The sequence below is a fragment of the Defluviimonas salinarum genome (assembly GCF_026013545.1).
Taxonomy (GTDB): Bacteria; Pseudomonadota; Alphaproteobacteria; order Rhodobacterales; family Rhodobacteraceae; genus Albidovulum; species Albidovulum salinarum.
In genome coordinates this window covers 135824-153105 of the sequence record NZ_JAPDOG010000007.1, presented here as the reverse complement: position 1 = coordinate 153105, position 17282 = coordinate 135824, and the positions used below count along the sequence as shown (strand labels likewise).

The 17282-nt window shown below is 69.1% G+C and carries 21 protein-coding genes; 6 read left to right on the top strand and 15 right to left on the bottom strand.

Going from position 1 to position 17282, the window contains the following annotated elements:
* Position 1: 1 nt before the first annotated feature.
* Both OM960_RS09985 and OM960_RS09980 read right to left on the bottom strand, forming a co-directional pair.
* The gene (locus tag OM960_RS09985; RefSeq protein ID WP_264771854.1) at positions 2–769 is read right to left on the bottom strand and encodes a phosphate/phosphite/phosphonate ABC transporter substrate-binding protein; all 768 of its coding nucleotides are present in this window, start codon (positions 767–769) and stop codon (positions 2–4) included.
* Entirely contained in the window at positions 766–1209 is a 444-nt protein-coding gene (locus OM960_RS09980; RefSeq protein ID WP_264771853.1) for a tellurite resistance TerB family protein, read from the bottom strand. The genes OM960_RS09985 and OM960_RS09980 overlap by 4 nt, the downstream gene beginning before the upstream one ends.
* Positions 1210–1697: 488 nt before the next feature.
* Between OM960_RS09980 and OM960_RS09975 the strand changes: the two genes are divergently transcribed.
* Complete coding sequence (locus OM960_RS09975; RefSeq protein ID WP_264771852.1) at positions 1698–1919, top strand: hypothetical protein; 222 nt, start codon at positions 1698–1700, stop codon at positions 1917–1919.
* An 86-nt stretch (positions 1920–2005) separates the two neighbouring features.
* Here OM960_RS09975 and OM960_RS09970 read toward each other — a convergent pair whose 3' ends face one another.
* The 6 genes from OM960_RS09970 to OM960_RS09945 all read right to left on the bottom strand — a co-directional run bounded on the left by OM960_RS09970 (position 2006) and on the right by OM960_RS09945 (position 6109).
* Positions 2006–2668, bottom strand: a complete 663-nt coding sequence (locus OM960_RS09970) for a hypothetical protein (RefSeq protein WP_264771851.1) — start codon at positions 2666–2668, stop codon at positions 2006–2008.
* A 46-nt stretch (positions 2669–2714) separates the two neighbouring features.
* Positions 2715–2915 carry a hypothetical protein gene (locus OM960_RS09965; RefSeq protein ID WP_264771850.1) on the bottom strand — a complete coding sequence of 67 codons (201 nt, stop codon included), beginning with the start codon at positions 2913–2915 and terminating at the stop codon, positions 2715–2717.
* Between the two features lie 40 nt (positions 2916–2955).
* The gene (pyrG, locus tag OM960_RS09960; RefSeq protein WP_264771849.1) at positions 2956–4599 is read right to left on the bottom strand and encodes a CTP synthase; all 1644 of its coding nucleotides are present in this window, start codon (positions 4597–4599) and stop codon (positions 2956–2958) included.
* A gap of 167 nt (positions 4600–4766) precedes the next feature.
* Positions 4767–5126, bottom strand: a complete 360-nt coding sequence (gene secG / locus OM960_RS09955) for a preprotein translocase subunit SecG (RefSeq protein WP_263334370.1) — start codon at positions 5124–5126, stop codon at positions 4767–4769.
* Between the two features lie 67 nt (positions 5127–5193).
* The gene (locus OM960_RS09950; protein ID WP_263334372.1) at positions 5194–5589 is read right to left on the bottom strand and encodes a DUF6524 family protein; all 396 of its coding nucleotides are present in this window, start codon (positions 5587–5589) and stop codon (positions 5194–5196) included.
* A gap of 91 nt (positions 5590–5680) precedes the next feature.
* On the bottom strand, positions 5681–6109 hold the full coding sequence (locus tag OM960_RS09945; protein WP_263334375.1) for a CBS domain-containing protein: 429 nt from the start codon (positions 6107–6109) through the stop codon (positions 5681–5683).
* Positions 6110–6306: 197 nt separating this feature from the next.
* Here OM960_RS09945 and OM960_RS09940 point away from each other — a divergent pair, with 197 nt between their 5' ends.
* Complete coding sequence (locus OM960_RS09940; RefSeq protein WP_264771848.1) at positions 6307–7599, top strand: adenylosuccinate synthase; 1293 nt, start codon at positions 6307–6309, stop codon at positions 7597–7599.
* Complete coding sequence (locus tag OM960_RS09935; protein WP_263334379.1) at positions 7599–7841, top strand: DUF2842 domain-containing protein; 243 nt, start codon at positions 7599–7601, stop codon at positions 7839–7841. The genes OM960_RS09940 and OM960_RS09935 overlap by 1 nt, the downstream gene beginning before the upstream one ends.
* Positions 7842–7881: 40 nt before the next feature.
* Here OM960_RS09935 and OM960_RS09930 read toward each other — a convergent pair whose 3' ends face one another.
* The gene (locus OM960_RS09930) at positions 7882–9621 is read right to left on the bottom strand and encodes a prolipoprotein diacylglyceryl transferase (RefSeq protein WP_264771847.1); all 1740 of its coding nucleotides are present in this window, start codon (positions 9619–9621) and stop codon (positions 7882–7884) included.
* A 140-nt stretch (positions 9622–9761) separates the two neighbouring features.
* Between OM960_RS09930 and OM960_RS09925 the strand changes: the two genes are divergently transcribed.
* Positions 9762–10433, top strand: coding sequence for a thiamine diphosphokinase (locus OM960_RS09925; RefSeq protein ID WP_263334382.1), 672 nt, complete (start codon positions 9762–9764; stop codon positions 10431–10433).
* On the opposite strand, the gene OM960_RS09920 is transcribed toward OM960_RS09925, so the two are convergent.
* The 4 genes from OM960_RS09920 to OM960_RS09905 form a co-directional block, all read right to left on the bottom strand.
* A complete protein-coding gene (locus tag OM960_RS09920) occupies positions 10399–11334 on the bottom strand; it encodes a DMT family transporter (RefSeq protein ID WP_263334383.1) in 936 nt (311 codons plus the stop codon). The two genes, OM960_RS09925 and OM960_RS09920, sit on opposite strands and share 35 nt — an antisense overlap.
* Positions 11335–11405: 71 nt before the next feature.
* Positions 11406–12302, bottom strand: a complete 897-nt coding sequence (locus tag OM960_RS09915) for a DMT family transporter (RefSeq protein ID WP_264771846.1) — start codon at positions 12300–12302, stop codon at positions 11406–11408.
* A 144-nt stretch (positions 12303–12446) separates the two neighbouring features.
* Positions 12447–13823 (bottom strand): L-serine ammonia-lyase, encoded by a 1377-nt coding sequence (locus tag OM960_RS09910; RefSeq protein ID WP_263334387.1) that lies wholly within the window; start codon positions 13821–13823, stop codon positions 12447–12449.
* An 11-nt stretch (positions 13824–13834) separates the two neighbouring features.
* Complete coding sequence (locus OM960_RS09905) at positions 13835–14527, bottom strand: glutathione S-transferase family protein (RefSeq protein ID WP_264771845.1); 693 nt, start codon at positions 14525–14527, stop codon at positions 13835–13837.
* Between the two features lie 156 nt (positions 14528–14683).
* Here OM960_RS09905 and OM960_RS09900 point away from each other — a divergent pair, with 156 nt between their 5' ends.
* Entirely contained in the window at positions 14684–15289 is a 606-nt protein-coding gene (locus OM960_RS09900; RefSeq protein ID WP_264771844.1) for an EF-hand domain-containing protein, read from the top strand.
* A 68-nt stretch (positions 15290–15357) separates the two neighbouring features.
* Here the strand turns inward: OM960_RS09900 and OM960_RS09895 are convergent, their stop codons facing one another.
* Positions 15358–15804, bottom strand: coding sequence for a hypothetical protein (locus OM960_RS09895; RefSeq protein ID WP_264771843.1), 447 nt, complete (start codon positions 15802–15804; stop codon positions 15358–15360).
* A gap of 76 nt (positions 15805–15880) precedes the next feature.
* Here OM960_RS09895 and OM960_RS09890 point away from each other — a divergent pair, with 76 nt between their 5' ends.
* Positions 15881–16312 carry a MarR family winged helix-turn-helix transcriptional regulator gene (locus tag OM960_RS09890; protein ID WP_264771842.1) on the top strand — a complete coding sequence of 144 codons (432 nt, stop codon included), beginning with the start codon at positions 15881–15883 and terminating at the stop codon, positions 16310–16312.
* A 99-nt stretch (positions 16313–16411) separates the two neighbouring features.
* Here the strand turns inward: OM960_RS09890 and OM960_RS09885 are convergent, their stop codons facing one another.
* A complete protein-coding gene (locus OM960_RS09885) occupies positions 16412–17188 on the bottom strand; it encodes a methyltransferase domain-containing protein (RefSeq protein ID WP_263334395.1) in 777 nt (258 codons plus the stop codon).
* Between the last annotated feature and the right edge of the window lie 94 nt (positions 17189–17282).

The window sequence follows — 17282 nt, the reverse complement described above, 5'->3', positions numbered from 1 at the left end:
CTCAGTTGACCGGCACATCTTGCGATGGCGGGGCGGGGGTGGGAACCGCGAGATAGGCCTCCGGCGGGATCGCCGCGAGGCCGGCCAGCCCGAGGGCCGCGCGGTCTTCGGGGGCAAGTGCGGCAAGCGCGGCGGCGACCGCACGGGCGACGGCGACGGCGTCGCGGCCCTTCGCGGTGATGAGTGGCAGGCCGGGGGTCGGCGCGGTATGGGTGATGACGCGCAGTTTCGCGGCGAGCTTGGGCATGTGCGCCTCGATCAGCCGCCAGGTGACGGCGTCGATCGCGGCGATGTCGGCGCGGCCCTCGGCGACCGCGCGGGCGCTGTCGCGATGGGCGCCGGTGTGGCGGGTGTGGCTGAACTTCAGCCCGAGGGGCGCGACGTGGTTTTGCGGCGCGGCCCAGCCCGATTGGCTGTCCTGACCGTTGAAGGCGAGCGTTCTGTCAATGAAATCAATGACGTCGCCCGGCTCGTCGGCGCGGGTGATGAATTCCGAATAGTAGTAGCCGGGCGGCGCGTCGGGCAGCGCGTAGTCGAGCGTCGCGACCAGCGCGACATGGCCGTGGAGCCGGGTCCGGTAGGGCATGCCGCAGGTCTGGCCGAGCACCAGCGCGGGGCTTTCCCAGATCGTCCAGAGGCTGCCGTTGCGGGTCAGGCCCGCGGGGGCGTCGATGCCCTCCTCGGCCAGGGCCGCGCGGACCAGTTGCCACAGGCGGTCGTGTTCGGCCGCGACATGCGGCCAGTCGTACATCGCGAGGCTGGCGATCATTTCCGTCTTTTCTCAACAGTTTGGCGGGCGATGGCGCGGTCGCGGTCATTGATGCCGAGCAGATCGGCGGTGACCCGGATCATCGCATCCTCGCGCGGGTCGCGGTCGTCGTCGGCGAGCGCCACCGACCAGAGCGCCTCCATCAGGCTCATCCGGTCCTCGTGCGGCACGGCGTCCTTCAGCGCGCGGGTGAAGCGGACGGTGTCGGGCGCCTCGGATTCCAGCACCTCGGCCTCGGCGCGGAGCCTGGCGGCCTCGAAGGGCGAGACGTCATAGCGGGTCGCGAGGACACGGTCGATGCGGGCGCGCTCGGGATCGGTGTAGGACTCGTCGGCGCGGGCGAGCCGCACCAGGAGCGCGGCAAGCGCCAGCCGCGCCTCGGGGGCGGGCAGGGGCTCGGGCTCAGGGCCGAGCAGCGAGGAGAGGAGGCGTCCGAACATGGAGGCCATATAGGCGGAAAATCCGGCGTCTGCAAAGTGTATGGCAGGCGTCGGTCCGTTGTCCGCGCCAGAGCCGCGTCGTAAAGGTCCCGATTGCGTCGAATCGGCGCGGGTAGGGGCTGCCGGCGTCGCGAAACGATCCCGAATCCGGCCGGTCCGCTCGTATGGTTGCCGTGGCGTCAACGGTTCGGCTCCGCGGTGAGATGACAAACACGTCAAAGTTGTAGTTTTTTGTCGCAAACAAGCCATAGCGGCATCTTGTCGCTTGCGACAGGGCGTGGCCGGTGACACCATGAGGTCATGGTCGGCTCAGTCGGCCCTGTGCGCCCAATGGGCCTGTCGACCGTAGACGGTGGCCGCGTTTTCCTCGCAACGATTGGGAAGAGTCTCGCACATGGCAGAGGCAGAATGTCCTTGTGGTCGCGCCGGACGATCCGGGCGCCACGCCACGCCGCAGCGGCTCCCGTTTCAGGGCGGGAGGGCCGCAGATGGCGCCAATGCTTGATGTCGTGAGCCCCAACATCTTTCCGACCGGCATGGCGCTCCGCACCGCGGACGGGACTCGCCGCAGCCTGCTGTCGCGTTTCGTGATCTGTCCGCTCTGCCTCGTGATCCTCGGCCTAGACCACGCCGCCGAAGCGGTCTGGCGCCTCCGTGCGGGGCTCGATCGGCTCGCTGGCGCTGGCACGACAGCGCGCTCTCAGAAATGAAGGTGCGAGCAGGGGCCGGCGGCGCGTGGCAGGTTTGCGACGCGGCGCAGGCCGGCTGACCGAAACTAGCCTGCAGACGGCTTCTTTCACGGTGACGTAATGTGGACCACCTCGCAACGGGCGAAGCCGGCCCGCCGTGCGGCTGCGGCGCCTGCCGGCCCGATCCGGGCCAGTTCCGCCTCAAGCCGGAACTCGCAATCTTTCAGGGCGCCGCGTGTGGCGTCTTCTTCCGTTCGCTCTTGCGCCGAAAATCCCTGCGCTGCCATCGGGGCGATGGCATAGGCGCCCCAGAGGCCGGGTTTTTGGACCTTGGCATAAAGCAGCCGGAACTGGTTCAGCGTCTGCACACTGAAGCCCTTCGCCCGGCGCGTGTCCGGCGGCAGCGCGGCCGGCAGAGCCAATGCGGCGAGCTGGCAGGCTCGGCCAGACTTCGACGAGCAGACCGCCGCACTGACTGAGATGGCCGCTTCGATCGAGTTCCAGCTGCGGGTGTAGGCGTAACGTTCGCTTTCGCGATCCACATGGAGCGCCCCGAAGTACACCTCCCCCCGCGACATCTCGGCGAAGCCGCGCCGAAGCTCGGCGCTGTCTCCCAACTCCGCAAGCCTGACGATCTTTCCCGAACCGTGCCAACCATAAGGATCGTCAGGCAGCGCGCGCCCTTCCGGGGAAGCCTGACACCCGGCAAGCAAGGCGAGTGCGCAGACTGCACTCAGCACACGCATTCCCCTGAAACCCGCATTCTGCATGTGTGCCCCTCGTATCTTGGAACCGGGTTCTCGGCCCGTTACGGCTTCACGTCGGACTTGCGCCTGTTTCCAAAAGTTTGGCGGTCAGGCGAACGTTGATGCAGATGGCGGCAGATTGCCAGATTTTGCTGCTGTTCGAAAAAACAGTCGAAACGAGCGGAAACACCGCTTGTGCGACGAACGGCAGTGTCCGCATGGCGGACCCGCGCAATTCAGAGACATGGCCGCTCGGCAGGCGGTCCTGCAACGAGCCGGCTTTAAGCGGATCGTCCGCTCGCGCCGCGCCGTCAAACCAGCCGCTCGATCTCCTTCGCTGCCCGCACGAAATCGGCGAAGAGGGGGTGCGGGGCGAAGGGTTTCGACTTCAGCTCGGGGTGGAACTGGACGCCGATGAACCAGGGATGGTCCTGCCACTCGACGATCTCGGGGAGCTTGCCGTCCGGGCTCATGCCCGAGAAGATCAGCCCGCAGGCCTCGAGCTTCTCGCGGTATTTCACGTCCACCTCGTAGCGGTGGCGGTGGCGCTCCTCGATCGTCGCGGCGCCGTAGACATGGGCGACCTTCGAGCCTTCCTTGAGATTGGCGGTATAGGCGCCGAGCCGCATCGTGCCGCCCTTGTCGTCATCGACCTTGCGGGCGACCATGTGGTTGCCCTGCACCCATTCCTTGAGGTGGTACACGACCGGTTCGAACCGCTTCTCGCCCTTCTCGTGGTCGAATTCCTCGGAGCCGGCGCGGGTGAGGCCCGCCTTGTTCCGCGCCGCCTCGATCACGGCCATCTGCATGCCGAGGCAGATGCCGAGATAGGGGATTTTCTTTTCACGCGCGAACTGCGCGGCCTTGATCTTTCCTTCCGTGCCGCGCTCGCCGAAGCCGCCGGGGACGAGGATCGCGTGGAAGCGCTCGAGCCAGGGCGCGGGGTCCTCGCGCTCGAAGATCTCGGCGTCGATCCATTCGGACTTCACGCGCACCCGGTTGGCCATGCCGCCGTGGGTCAGCGCCTCGGCGATGGATTTGTAGGCGTCCTCGAGTTGGGTGTACTTGCCGACGATGGCGACGCGGACCTCGCCCTCGGCATTGGTCAGCCGGTCCATCACGTCTTCCCAGCGCCCGAGGTTGGGCCGCGGCGCAGGCGCGATGCCGAAGGCGTCGAGCACCGCCTGGTCGAGCCCCTCGCGGTGATAGGCCAGAGGCGCCTCGTAGATCGTCTTGAGATCGTAGGCGGGGATCACCGCCTCGGGACGGACGTTGCAGAAGAGCGCGATCTTGGCGCGCTCCTTCTCCGGGATCGGGTGTTCGGAGCGGCAGACGAGCACGTCGGGCGCGAGGCCGATCGACTGGAGCTCCTTGACCGAGTGCTGGGTCGGCTTGGTCTTCAACTCGCCGGAGGCCGCGAGATAGGGCAGGAGCGTCAGGTGCATCAGGATCGACTGGCCGCGGGGCCGCTCGTGGATGAACTGGCGGATCGCCTCGAAGAAGGGCAGGCCCTCAATGTCGCCCACGGTGCCGCCGATCTCGCAGAGCATGAAATCGACCTCGTCCTCGCCGATATGGAGGAACTCCTTGATTTCGTTGGTGACGTGGGGGATCACCTGGATCGTCTTGCCGAGGTAGTCGCCGCGGCGCTCCTTCTCCAGCACGTTGGAATAGATCCGCCCCGAGGAGATGGAATCGGTCTTGCGGGCGTGGACGCCGGTGAACCGCTCGTAATGGCCGAGGTCGAGGTCGGTCTCGGCGCCGTCGTCGGTGACGAAGACCTCGCCATGCTCGAAGGGCGACATCGTGCCGGGGTCGACGTTGAGATAGGGGTCGAGCTTCCGCAGCCGCACCGAATAGCCGCGGGCCTGCAGGAGCGCGCCGAGCGCCGCCGAGGCCAGTCCCTTGCCGAGCGAGGAGACCACACCGCCGGTGATGAATACATAACGCGCCATGCTGCGGAATCTCCCGTGATTGCCTCAAGTCGCCTGGGTTTGTCGTGCCGTCTCAGGACACGACATCACGGGAGTCGACGCATAACAGATTCGCGCGCTGCCCGCAACTGGACCGCAAGGTGTTGTGGTAAGGTTCGAGTGTCAGATCAAATCGTTGTGGTGCGGCGTCACTCCGCCGGCGGCGGTGCGGCGGGGGCGTCGCCGCTCGACGGCGGCAGGAGGTCGCCTTCGGGCGCAAGCGGGGCGGTCACGTCCGCCGGAACCTCGGCCGGGGCCTCGGCGCCGGACTGGTCGAGCACCGAGGTGCCCTTGGCGTTCTGCGCCGCGAGGATCGTCAGCGTGATCGAGGTGGCGATGAAGCCGATGGCGAGAAGCCAGGTCACCTTCGTCAGCGCATTGGCCGCGCCGCGGGCCGACATCGAGCCGCCGCCGGAGAGAAGCCCGCCGCCCTCGGAGCGCTGCAGGAGCACCACCCCGATCATCAGGAGCGCGAGAATCAGATGGACGGTGAGGACGACGTTTTCCATGGACCGCTTGGCCTTCGTATTTCGCTGACGCGCCTATCTAGGCCCATGGCGGCGGGGCCGCAACCCCTCAGTCGCCGACATCGTCCATGTCGGACTGTCCGGAGATGCGGCGGCGCACATGGCTCCAGCTCAGGCCGATGCCGAGCACCACCGACAGCGCCACAATCCCGAGCCAGGCGTTGAGCGAGGGATTGTCGAGCCGGAGAAGCCCCTGGTCGATCAGTACCCAGGCCAGCGCGGCCACGACGGCGGCGACGAGCGCCATGCCGAGGCCGCCGATCGAGCGCAGGGTGGCGCGCAGGTAGATCACATAGCCGATGAGCAGCACGAGGCCGGCGAGCACGATCAGCGGCATCTCGTCGGCGAAGGACTGCCGGGCCCAGTGGGCGAAGCTCCAGCCGGTCGGGTTGTAGGTCGCGGACAGAAGGCCGAACGCGGCGAGCCAGCGGATCAGGAAGCCCATGGGTGTTCTCCGGTTTTCGCACTGGCTAGCGCAGCCGGGCGGCCCCTGTCCAGACGGGGACGGGGTGCGGGGCGGGGCTGTCCGCCCGCGACTACCGGCTCACATAGTTGACGAGCTGGCCGATATCGAACTCCCGGTCCTCGATGATGCTCTGCATCAGGTCGCCGATCGAGATCACCCCGACGAGCGTGCCGTCCCGCATCACCGGCAGGTGGCGAATGCGGTTGCGGGACATCAGCGCCATGCAGGCCTCCGCCGTCTCGTCGGGCGTCACCGTGATCACGTCGCGCTCCATCACCTCGCCGACCTTCGTCATGGGCGAGGAACGGCCCTTGAGGAACACCTCGCGCGCGTAGCGCCGTTCGGTGAAGATGCCGGCGAGCCGGTCGCCCTCGGTGACGAGCACCGCGCCGATGTCCTTCTCGGCCATCAGCTTCAGCGCATCGAGCACCATGTCGTCGGGGCCGACGCCGAAGATCCCGTGCCTCTTGGCACTGAGGATGTCGCGTACCCAAGCCATTTGCGCCCTCCCTTCGCCCCTCGCGCCGCGTGCAATCGGTTGGACCGGACCAGTCTGCGCCACGCCGGGCGCGCGCGCGTTGACATGCGTCAACGCATGGCGCGGACGCGATTCCGCGCCGGCCGCAATTTACCGGTTCCGTCCGCCCGCCCACGCCGCTATACCGTGCCGGGTTTGGCGTCAGAGGAGAGAGACGGATGGCCAATGTCGTGGTGGTCGGGGCCCAGTGGGGCGACGAGGGCAAGGGCAAGATCGTCGACTGGCTCTCCGAGCGCGCCGACGTGATCGCGCGCTTCCAGGGCGGCCACAATGCCGGCCATACGCTGGTCATCGACGGCAAGGTCTACAAGCTGAACGCGCTGCCCTCGGGCGTCGTGCGCGGCGGCAAGCTCTCGGTCATCGGCAATGGCGTCGTGCTCGATCCCTGGCATCTGGTCAAGGAAATCGCGTCGATCCGCGAGCAGGGGGTGGAGATCAGCCCCGAGACGCTGATGGTCGCCGAGAACACGCCCCTGATCCTGCCGTTCCACGGCGAGCTGGACCGGGCGCGGGAAAGCCAGGTCTCGGTCGCCAAGATCGGCACCACCGGGCGCGGCATCGGGCCCGCCTACGAGGACAAGGTCGGCCGCCGGGTGATCCGGGTCGCCGATCTGGCCGATGAGGCGACGCTGGAACTGCGCGTGGACCGCGCGCTCGTCCATCACAACGCGCTGCGCGCCGGTCTCGGGCTCGAGCCCATCGACCGCGACGCGCTTCTCGCCGACCTGCGCGCGATCGCGCCCGAGATCCTGCCCTATGCGGCGCCGGTCTGGAAGGTGATGAACGAGGCGCGGAAGTCCGGCAAGCGTATCCTCTTCGAAGGCGCGCAGGGCGCGCTTCTCGATATCGACTTCGGCACCTATCCCTTCGTCACCTCGTCGAATGTCATCGCCGGGCAGGCGGCGACCGGGACCGGGATCGGCCCGGGCGCGATCGACTTCGTCCTCGGCATCGTCAAGGCCTACACCACCCGCGTGGGCGAAGGGCCGTTCCCGACCGAGCTGCATGACGGCGACGGCCAGCGCCTTGGCGAGCGCGGCCGCGAGTTCGGCACCGTCACCGGCCGCAAGCGCCGCTGCGGCTGGTTCGACGCCTGTCTCGTGCGCCAGACCTGCGCGACCTCGGGCGTCAAGGGCATCGCACTGACCAAGCTCGACGTGCTCGACGGGTTCGAGACGCTGAAGATCTGCACGGGCTACGAGGTCGATGGCGAGCGGCTGGACTACCTGCCGATGGCCGCCGACAAGCAGGCGCGCTGCACGCCGATCTACGAGGAAATGCCGGGCTGGCAGGAATCGACGGAAGGAGCCCGAAGCTGGGCCGACCTGCCCGCCAACGCGATCAAGTACGTCCGCCGGGTCGAAGAACTGATCGACTGCCCGGTGGCGCTTCTGTCGACGAGCCCCGAGCGCGACGACACGATCCTCGTCACCGACCCGTTTGCCGACTGATGCTGTCCTACCGCACCCGCCGGCGCCTCGCGCTCCTGATTCTGCTGGTCGGGCTGCCGGTCTATATCGTCGTCGCGGTGAGCCTGATCAACATGCTCGACGCGGCCTTCGGGCGGCAGCCGTTCTGGGTCGAGATGCTGATCTACCTCGGGCTCGGCTTTCTCTGGATGCTGCCGTTCCGCTTCGTCTTCCGCGGCGTCGGCAAGGCCGATCCGGAGGCCGGAAACGAAACGGAGCGGTGAGAACCGCTCCGTTTTCCTGATCGCTCCGGTCTGATCCGCCTCAGCGCGTCGCGTGACGCGCCTCGGACATGAAGCGCGAGGCCTCGGTGATCGCGAACTGGCCGCGGCGTACCTTCTGGATCTTGCCCTGCCGCAAGAGCATGCCGAACGAGCGCAGCCCGTCCTCGCGGCTGTATTCGACCTCGTCGGAGACCCGCGCGATCTTGCGCAGGATCTGCGGGCGCGAGAAATGCGGCTGGCCCTCGACCGTGGCGGTATAGGCGGCGGCAGCCTCGAGAAGCTCGACAAGACTCGTCGCGCCGAGCCGCTCGGCGAAGTCGGCGAAATTCCGGGCGTCCTCGGGCGAGATCGCGGCCTCGGCCTCGACTTCAGCCTCGTCGACATCGGCCTCGTCGAGGTCGTGGTGACCGGCGCTGACGCGGCGCGGCTGGATGATCTCCTCGTCGGCCGGCGCGGGCTCGGGTTCGGCGTCGATACGCTGCGCGGAGACGAGAACCAGCGGCGCCGGGCGTGGCTCGGCCGCGGGAGCCGGTGCGGGCTCGGCGTCCTCCATCCCGGTCACGGGCGGGCGCGGACGAACGGCCTTCGACAGATCGTCGCGGTAACGGTCGAGATCGGTCCTGGGGGCTGCCGACGCACGGTCCTCATCGTCGCTGGATTTCAGCTTGCGGTCGGCGACGGTGGCGACGACGGCCGCCTTGAGCTGGGTGATCGCCGAGAAGCGGCGGCGGTTCTCGACGCCTTCGAGCTTCGACTTGGCGACCTCCATCAGCCGTTCCACCGAGGCCTCGTCATTATCCGACCGGGCTTCGAGGATCGCGCGGCCGGTATGGGACGGGCGGCGCGGCTCATGGGGGGGCTCGGCCCGATTGCGCGGGGCGTCCGTGCCGTGGTCGTGCCCGGCCGCGCCGATCGCCGCGCTGATGCCGGCGAGTAGCGTCGAATCTTCGTCGTCCTCGGCCGCGTCGACGGCGTCATCCTGCGGCTCGTCGGTCGCGGCCGCGCCGGCGTCGTCGTGGAGCGCGGCGAAGATCGCCGAGCGCTGGTCGTCTTCGTCCGGGCTCTCGACGGTGACGTCCGCGTCGCGGCCGGCCTCGGGGGCCGCCGGGATCGCCTGCGGGGAGGTCCCGTCATTCTCGGCCGCCGCGCGGTGGATCTTGATCACCCGGGCGCGGGCGCGCTCGAAGTAGCTCGGCTTGTCGTCTTCGGGGGCGGCGGAGTCGCTGGCCGGGCCGGCTCCGACGGCGGGGGAGGCTTCCATCGGCTCGGAGAGGTCGTCGCCGAGGTCGATGTCGAAGCCGAAATCGTCGCCGGGCATGGGCGCGGCAGAGGCGAACTCCGCCTCGGGCTCGTTGGCGCCGGAGGCCGGATGGGTGGTCGCGACGACCGCGCGGATGCGCTGGAGCTTCGCGGCGACGCCGTCGTCCTCCGGTGCGGTTACGCGCTCGGCCACGGCCGGTGCCGGGGCAGCTGCGGATTTGGCCGCGGCCGGCGCCGGAGCGGTGGCCGGCTGGTCCGCCTGCGCGCCCTGGGGGCGCAGCACGATGCCGTGCTCGCTGATCTTCGCGTCGACCCGGCGCTGGATCTCGCGCTCGGCGATCTTGTGCAGCATCTCGGCATCCGGAGTCGGCGGCTCGGCGCCGAAATAGCGGTCGTCGGCGGCGAGGTCACGGAAATACTCGGCAATCGCCTTCATGGTCGAGAACGGCTCGTCGAACCCCTCCAGCGTGCAGGAGAACGTGCCGTACGAGACCGTGAGGATCTTACTTGCACCGACCATGGGATACTCGCTTTCTGACTTCGCCTGTCCGGACAGGCTGGAAACAATCTGGCGCCTTTGCATGGACAAATGCGGGCAAAAAGAAGGATTCTTTCTGGCGGCGATTGTGTTCTCGCGCCTTGCTCGCCATCAATACTGCCATGATCAGGGGCATTGTCCAATCACCACGACCCGTTACGCTTCTTGGCGCAGGAGAGGTATCGCATCGCTGCGTGGCCGAGGCGCTTTCGAGGGCACCCTTCCTTGTAGCCGCCGATGGTGGCGCGAATGTGGCGATCGCGGCGGGGCATGTGCCGGAGGCGGTCATCGGCGATCTCGATTCGGTGAGCCCGGCGGCGCGGGCGGCGATTCCGGCCGAACGGATCTGGCGCATCGACGAGCAGGAGACGACCGATTTCGAGAAATGTCTGAGCCGGATCGAGGCGCCCTATATCCTCGGGCTCGGCTTCACCGGGGCGCGGCTCGATCATGCGCTCGCGGTCTGGTCGGCGCTGGTGCGCCATCCGGCGCGGCGCTGCCTGATCCTCGGCTCTGAAGATGTCGTCTTCGTTGCCCCGCGGCGGGTTACGCTCGACCTCGCGGCGGGGACGCGGGTGTCGCTTTACCCGATGGGCCGGGTGGCGGGGCGGTCCGAGGGGCTTTACTGGCCGATCGAGGGCGAGGCTTTCGCGCCGGACGGGCGGATCGGCACCTCGAACCGGGCGACCGGGCCGGTGACGCTGGAGTTCGACGCCGACAGGATGCTGGTGATGCTCCCGCGCGCCTGCCTCGGCGCGGCTATCGCAGCTCTGGCGCCGGCGGGTCGAGCGTGAGGCGCGCGGCGCGGGCGACCTGGCGCTCGCGGTGGATGATGTAGAGGCCCGAGCCGACGATGACGGCGACGCCGGCCCAGGTCATCGCGTCGGGGAAGTCACTGAAGAAGAGGTAGCCGAAAAGCGTCGCGGTCACGATTTCGAGGTAGTGGAGCGGTGCCAGCGTGGCGGAGGGCGCGAATTTCAGCGCGTAGGTCATCGCCATGTGGCTGACCGTGGCGGCGAGGCCGACGCAGAAACACCAGAGCCAGAAGATGCCCTCGGGCAGGGCGAAGGCGAGGGCGGGTTCGCCGGTCGCGTCGCCGAGGGCGAGGAGCGGCAGGCAGAGGAGCGCGGCGACGACCGCGGTCTGGAACTGCATCGTCACCGGGTGGACGTGGCGCGACAGGTGGCGGGTGACGAGCATGTAGAGCGCGAAGGAGACCGCGGTGCCGAGCGGGAAGAGCGCCACCGCGCCGAAGGCGGCGAAGGAGGGCTGGATCACCAGCATCGCGCCGGCAAATCCCACCGCCGAGGCGGCGAGGCGGCGGGGCCCGACCTGTTCGGAGAGGACGAGCTTGCCGATCAGGAGGATGATGAACGGCTCGACGAAGGCGATGGCGAGCGCGTCGGCGATCGGCATGACCTTGACGGCGGCGACGAAGCAGAAGGTCGAGACGATCGACATCGCGGCGCGCAGGCCGGTGAGCCAGAGCGCCCGCCTGGAGAGCCGGAAGGTCAGCCCCATCGCGAGCACCACCGGCAGCATCAGCGCGGCCTGGACGATGAAGCGGCCGAGCGTGACCACGCCCACCGGCACCGATTGGGCGGCGAGTTTCGAGGCGACGTCGATCAACGGCGCGAAGATGCAAAAGCCGATCATCAGGGCGACGCCGGGCAGGATGCGGTCATCGAGGTTCATCCGCCCCCGCTAGCCTGCGGCGGCGCGCGCGTCCATCCCGAAAGCGACGTGGGTAGCGGTCGGCGCTGCGCTCAGGCGGCGCGGGCGAGGCGGCGTTCGCGGGCGATGACGTAGAGTCCGGCGCCGATCGTCACGGCGATGCCGAGGCCCGCGAGCCGGTTCGGCAGCTGGTCGAAGACCGCCCAGCCGATCAGCGTGGCGAAGGGGATCTCGAGGTATTGCATCGGCGCGAGCGTCGAGGTCGGGGCAAAGCGCAGCGCCCCGGTCATCAGGAGATGGGCGGCGGTGCCAAGAAGGCCGAGCGCGACGAGGAGCGCCGCGTCGCCCGGCGCGGGCCAGATCGGGTCGAGCGCGGCGAGGCCGGAGCCCTCGGCCAGGAGGAGCGCGGGCAGGAGGAGCGCCGAGCCGAGGAGGCCGCTCGCCGCCTGGAGCGTGATCGCGTCGGTGTCGCGGGCGATCTGGCGGGTGACCAGCATGAAGAGCGCAAAGACGAGGGCCACGAGGAGCGGCAGGAGCGCCGGTGCGCCGACCGCGGCGAAATTGGGCTGGATCACGAGGAGCGTGCCCGCGAAGCCCACCGCGCAGGCGGCGAGCCGGTGGCGGCCCACTTCCTCGCCGAGCACGGCATGGCCGAGGAGCAGCATCAGGAACGGCATCACGAAGGCGATGGCGACCGCGTCGGCGAGGGGCAGGAAGCGCAGCGAGAGGAACATCGCGGCGATCCCGGTGATGTGCAGGAGCGTGCGCAGCCCGGTCAGGAGCGCGGTGCGGCGGCGCATCCTGAGCGTGCCGCCGGTGGCGGCGAGGAGCGGCACGAGCACCGCGGCCTGGACCGCGAAGCGGGTGGCGACGAGCTCAAGCAGCGGGATCCGCGGCCCGAGGAGCTTGGCGATGGAATCGCCGATGGGGGCGAGGAGGCAGAAGCCGAGCATCAGGAGGATGCCGAGGAGGGGGCGGTCGGGGCGCATCGGCGGCGAGGCTAGGGGTGATCCGGTCCCGCCGCAATCCCGATCGAGGCCCGTTCCGGGCCGGGAGATCTCTCGCCACCCCGGCGGGGCCGGGGCGGCTCGGGCCGCCTCCGGCGGGGGTACTTGGCAATGGAGAGGGGCGGGTCAGCAGTTCGGGATGTTGACCGCGAGCCCGCCGAGCGAGGTTTCCTTGTATTTCTCGTGCATGTCGTGCCCCGTTTGCCGCATCGTCTCGATCGCCGAGTCCAAGGGCACGAAGTGCTTGCCGTCGCCCCGGAGCGCCAGCGAGGCGGCCGAGACCGCCTTGATCGCGCCGAGGCCGTTCCGCTCGATGCAGGGCACCTGCACCAGCCCCTTCACCGGGTCGCAAGTCATGCCGAGATGGTGCTCGAGTGCGATCTCGGCGGCGTTTTCCACCTGTTCGGGGGTGCCGCCCATCACCGCGCAGAGCCCGGCGGCCGACATCGCGGCGGCCGAGCCGACCTCGGCCTGGCAGCCGCATTCGGCGCCCGAGATCGAGGCGTTGTGCTTGCAGAGGCCCGCGATGGCGGCGGCGGTGAGGAGGAAGTCGCCGATCCGCGACTGGCTCGCGCCCGGCACATGGTCGAGCCAGTAGCGGATCACCGCCGGCAGCACGCCGGCCGCGCCGTTGGTCGGCGCGGTGACGACCTGGCCGCCGGCGGCGTTCTCCTCGTTCACCGCCATCGCATAGACGCTCATCCAGTCGTTGATCGTGTGCGGCGCGGTCAGGTTCAGCCCCTGCTCGGCCTTCAGCGCCTGATGGATGCCCTTGGCGCGGCGGCGCACCTTCAGGCCGCCGGGCAGGATGCCGTCGGTGGCGAGGCCGCGTTCGATGCAGTCGTTCATCACCTGCCAGATCCGCGCCATGCCCTCGTCGAGCTCCCTGGCGGAGCGGAAATGCAGTTCGTTGGCGCGCTTCATCTCGGCGATCGACTTGCCGGACTGGGCCGCCATCTCGAGCATCTTCGCGGCGCTCTCGAACGGGTAGGGGCAGCCCGTGGGCCTGGCCGCGGTCTTGTCGGCGTTCATCAGCTCGCCCTCGGTCAGCACGAAGCCGCCGCCGATCGAGTAATAGGTCTCCTGCAGGATCACGTCGCCCTGGGCGTCGGTTGCCATCAGGATCATGCCGTTGGCATGGCCGGGCAGGTTCGGGCCGTAGTCGAAGACGAGATCGGTCTCGGGCTGGAACTTCAGCGCCGGCAGGCCCGGCGGCGTCACCGTGCCGGTCTCGGCGATGGCGGCGAGCGTGGCCTCGGCCTTGGCATTGTCATAGCTGTCGGGCGCGAAGCCCGCGAGGCCGAGGATCGTCGCGCGGTCGGTGGCGTGGCCCTTGCCGGTGAAGGCGAGCGAGCCGTGCAGCGAGGCCTTCAGCCCGTGGGCGTGGAAGGGCGAGGCGCGGAGCGCGTCGAGGAAGCGGGCGCCCGCGACCATCGGGCCCATGGTGTGGGACGAGGAGGGGCCGACGCCCACCTTGAACATGTCGAAGACGGAGAGGAACATGGCGGGGCCTTTCAGGTGGCGCTGCCCTCGGGCGGGCAGGCGAGGGAGGGGTTTGAGAATACGGTTTCGCCGAGCCCTTCGGCAAGGGCGGCCTTCCGCGCCGCGGGGCGGGTCTCGAGGCCGCTGGCGAGGGCATGGAGCGCCGGGTAGGCCGCAAGGTCGAACCAGCCGGTGCCGCCCCTCGGGTAGAGCGCGAGCCAGCGCAGGAGGCCGCAGAGGTAAAGCCCGAGGACCGAGGGCACCTCGGGGCGGAGCCAGGTCGGGCGGCCGGCCGCCAGCGCCTCAACCAGCGCAAGATGGCCGGCGATGCGGGCGCGGGTGGCGGCGGCGAAGGGCTGAATGCAGTCGGGCGCGCCGGCATGGCTTTCAGGGTAGAAATGCAGCCTTATGTCGGCGTGGAGCGTGTTCGAGGTGAAGAACAGCCATTTCAGGAAGGCGGCGCGGTCGGGGGCGCCGGGTTGCGGTGCCATCGCGCCGTGGCGCTCGCTGAGCCACAGGAGGATCGCGCCGGTCTCGAAGATCGGCCCGTCCGGGGTCTCGAGCGCCGGGATCAGGCCGTTAGGATGCAGCCGCCGGTAGGCGGCGCCGTCCTGGGCGCGGATGCCGCGGTCGACGAGCCGGGTCTCGAAGGGCTGGCCGAACTCCTCGAGCGCGAGGCGCACGATCAGCGAGGCGTTGTCGGGAGCGTAGTGGAGGATGTACATCGGCGGGCTCCGGGGCTTCGGGTGGTTATCCGCCGGAGCGGGCCGCGCCGCGAGGCGGAAAGCGACCCTTTGCCGCGATTTCCGGCGGCTGGCGGCGTCAACGCTTCCTTAACCCCGCCGGGCGAGAGTGGCGGCGATCCTTGCGGAGGAGAGGCGATGATCGGGCGCGTGGTCGTCATCATTCTGGGGCTATTCGCGGCGGCTGCGGCGGCCGAGGAGCGGCCCGTCGCGGTCGCCGACGGCGCGGCGCTGGTCCGGGTGTTGCCGGAGCGGGTCGTTTCGCGCATCCATGCGCGCCCCGCGGCCTATGCTGAGGACGCGGCCGATATGATCCTGAGCTTCGGCGAAGGGGGCAGGATCGGCCCGGACAGGATCGACACCGCGATCCGGGCAGAGCGAGCAAGGGTCCGGGCGCGCGAGATGGAACGGTTCCTCGTCGCCGATCTCGACAACGACGGGCGGATGACCGCGGTGGAGATCGAGGGGCTGATCACGCGGACCTACGAGGGCCGGCGCGGCAAGCTGAAGCTCGCGCAGGAGCGGGCCGACCGCGACGGCGACAGGGTGATCTCGGCGGCGGAACTGAAGGACCATGCCGAGGCGGTGGCGCTTGACGCGATGGACGACCGGGATGCGGCCGAACTGATGGCGCTGATGGCGTTCGATCTCGATCACGACGGACGGGTGGCGCTCGGGGAGGTCATGGCGGGCGTCGAGGCGGTCGCCGCGCTCGACCTCGCGGCGGCGCGGAAGGAGATCTGAAACCGGCGCGGCTGCAAGGTGGGCGCAGGAAGCGGCGGCCTCTCCCGAACGACGCGAGGTCGGCCGGCTCAGACCGCGCGGCGGTTGCGCCGCAGCGCCAATGCGAGCCCGTCGCGCAGGTTGAGGCCGAGCAGGATGATATTGGTGGCGCCGGCTAGAAGCTCTATCGCCTGTACCGTGTAGAAGGTCGTATCGAACACTCCCGCCTGGGCCCGAAACGCGAGGAAGACCGCGCTGGGGAGAAGGACCAGGATACCGTTCGTGGCGATGATCTTCATGCGCCGCAATTTCACCTGCACCTGCGGCAGTTTCCAGCCGCGCCCCATCGCGGCGCCGGTAGCGCCCGCCGTGGCCATCGCGGGAATGAGCAGCGCCATGCCGTAGAGAATCGCGGTTTTCGCCGCCGCGACGGTGGCAGGGCCGCCGAAGATCTCGGATAGAACGGTCGAGAGCCAGAAGGTCAGGATCGTGGCAAGGGCAATCGCCCCGGCCGCGGCATGGAGTTTCGGTTTCATTGCGATGTGTCCGTGTTGAATATCATGCTATGCAAATGGTATTGCATAGCGCGCTATGCAAGTGTTTCATGCGCCCATGTCCGACTTTAGGCGAAACTCGGCCGGTTACCTGGCCAATCACATGGCCCGGCTCTTCGCCGTCGGCCTGTCCCGGCGTATTCAGCCGCTCGGACTCGCGCCCGCGCAGTTCATGGTGCTGCTTGAATTGTGGGAGGAGGACGGGCGCATGCAGGCCGACCTGGTGGCGGCGCTCGACGTCGAGCAGGCGACGATGGCCAATACCCTGGCGCGGATGGAGCGGGATGGCCTGATCGAAAGGCGGGCGTCGGAAACCGACCGGCGATCGCGGCTGATCTACCTGACCGACACCGCGCGGCAGGTTCGGGCGGAGGCCGTCGCGGCGGCGCAGGCGCAGAACGCTGTGGCGCTCGGCCGGTTCACCGAGGAGGAAAAGACCCAGTTCCTCGACATGATGAGGTGGGTGATCGGAAACATGCGGCGGGAATGACGGCGGTGAACGGGGGTGTGCGGGCCACCCGCCCGCCGCGCCTCGGCGCGCCGGTCGACGCTGGTGCGCCGGAGAGGGATGTGGGCCGGATCGCCGCGCTTACCGCTTCTCGGCCACCGTCACGAAATGCGTCAGCGACATGAAGAACCGGCCCTCGGCGGCGAGCGCCTCTTGTTCCGCGGCCCAGGCGGCGATGTCGGCTTCGGGCATGAGGTCGTTCCCGCGCGCGAAGGCAACCATCAGGATCATCAACACGCGCGCGAGCCCGTCGGGCTTCAGCACCGTGTCGAGCATCGGGTGCGGGATCGTCCGGATCCCGCCGAATCCGGCGCGGGCGAGGGGGGCGGGCAGTTTCTCCGGCACGATGCGGTCGGCGAGATGGGCGTCCCAGGCCGCGATCATCCGAGCCATGCGGTCGCGATCGGTGCTGTGCCAGACCAGCGTGTCCCAGTGCATGTCGGCGATCACCAGCCGCCCGCCGGGGCGGAGCACGCGGTGAAGCTCGGCGAGCGGCGCGTCGAAATCGTTTATGTATTCAAAGACCTGAACCGAGACCGCCTTGTCGGTGCTTGCATCCTCGAGCGGGAGCGCCGCCGCGCTGCCCTCGAGGATCTCCACGCCGGAGAGGCCGGCGCAGCGCTCCGCGGCCGCCGTGCGCATCTCGGGGCTCGGGTCGACGCCGGTCACGCGGCCGCCGGGGCCGATTGCGCGGGCGAACTCCCGGGTCAGGAAGCCCGGCCCGCAGCCGAGGTCGAGTATATGCTCGCCCGGCCGCGGATCGACGGCGTCGAAGCTCGCGCGGCGGCGCCGCGCGAAGTCGGCGCCCTCGTATGCGGTTTCGAGAATACGGGTGGTCTCAGCATCGAATTCAATCATCGCGTCCCCCTTTCGCGCCCCCGATCCTAGCACAACCGGGGCGTCGCGCGCGCCGGGGAGCGAGATTTGCCCCTCGCACCGCGCGGCCATCTTT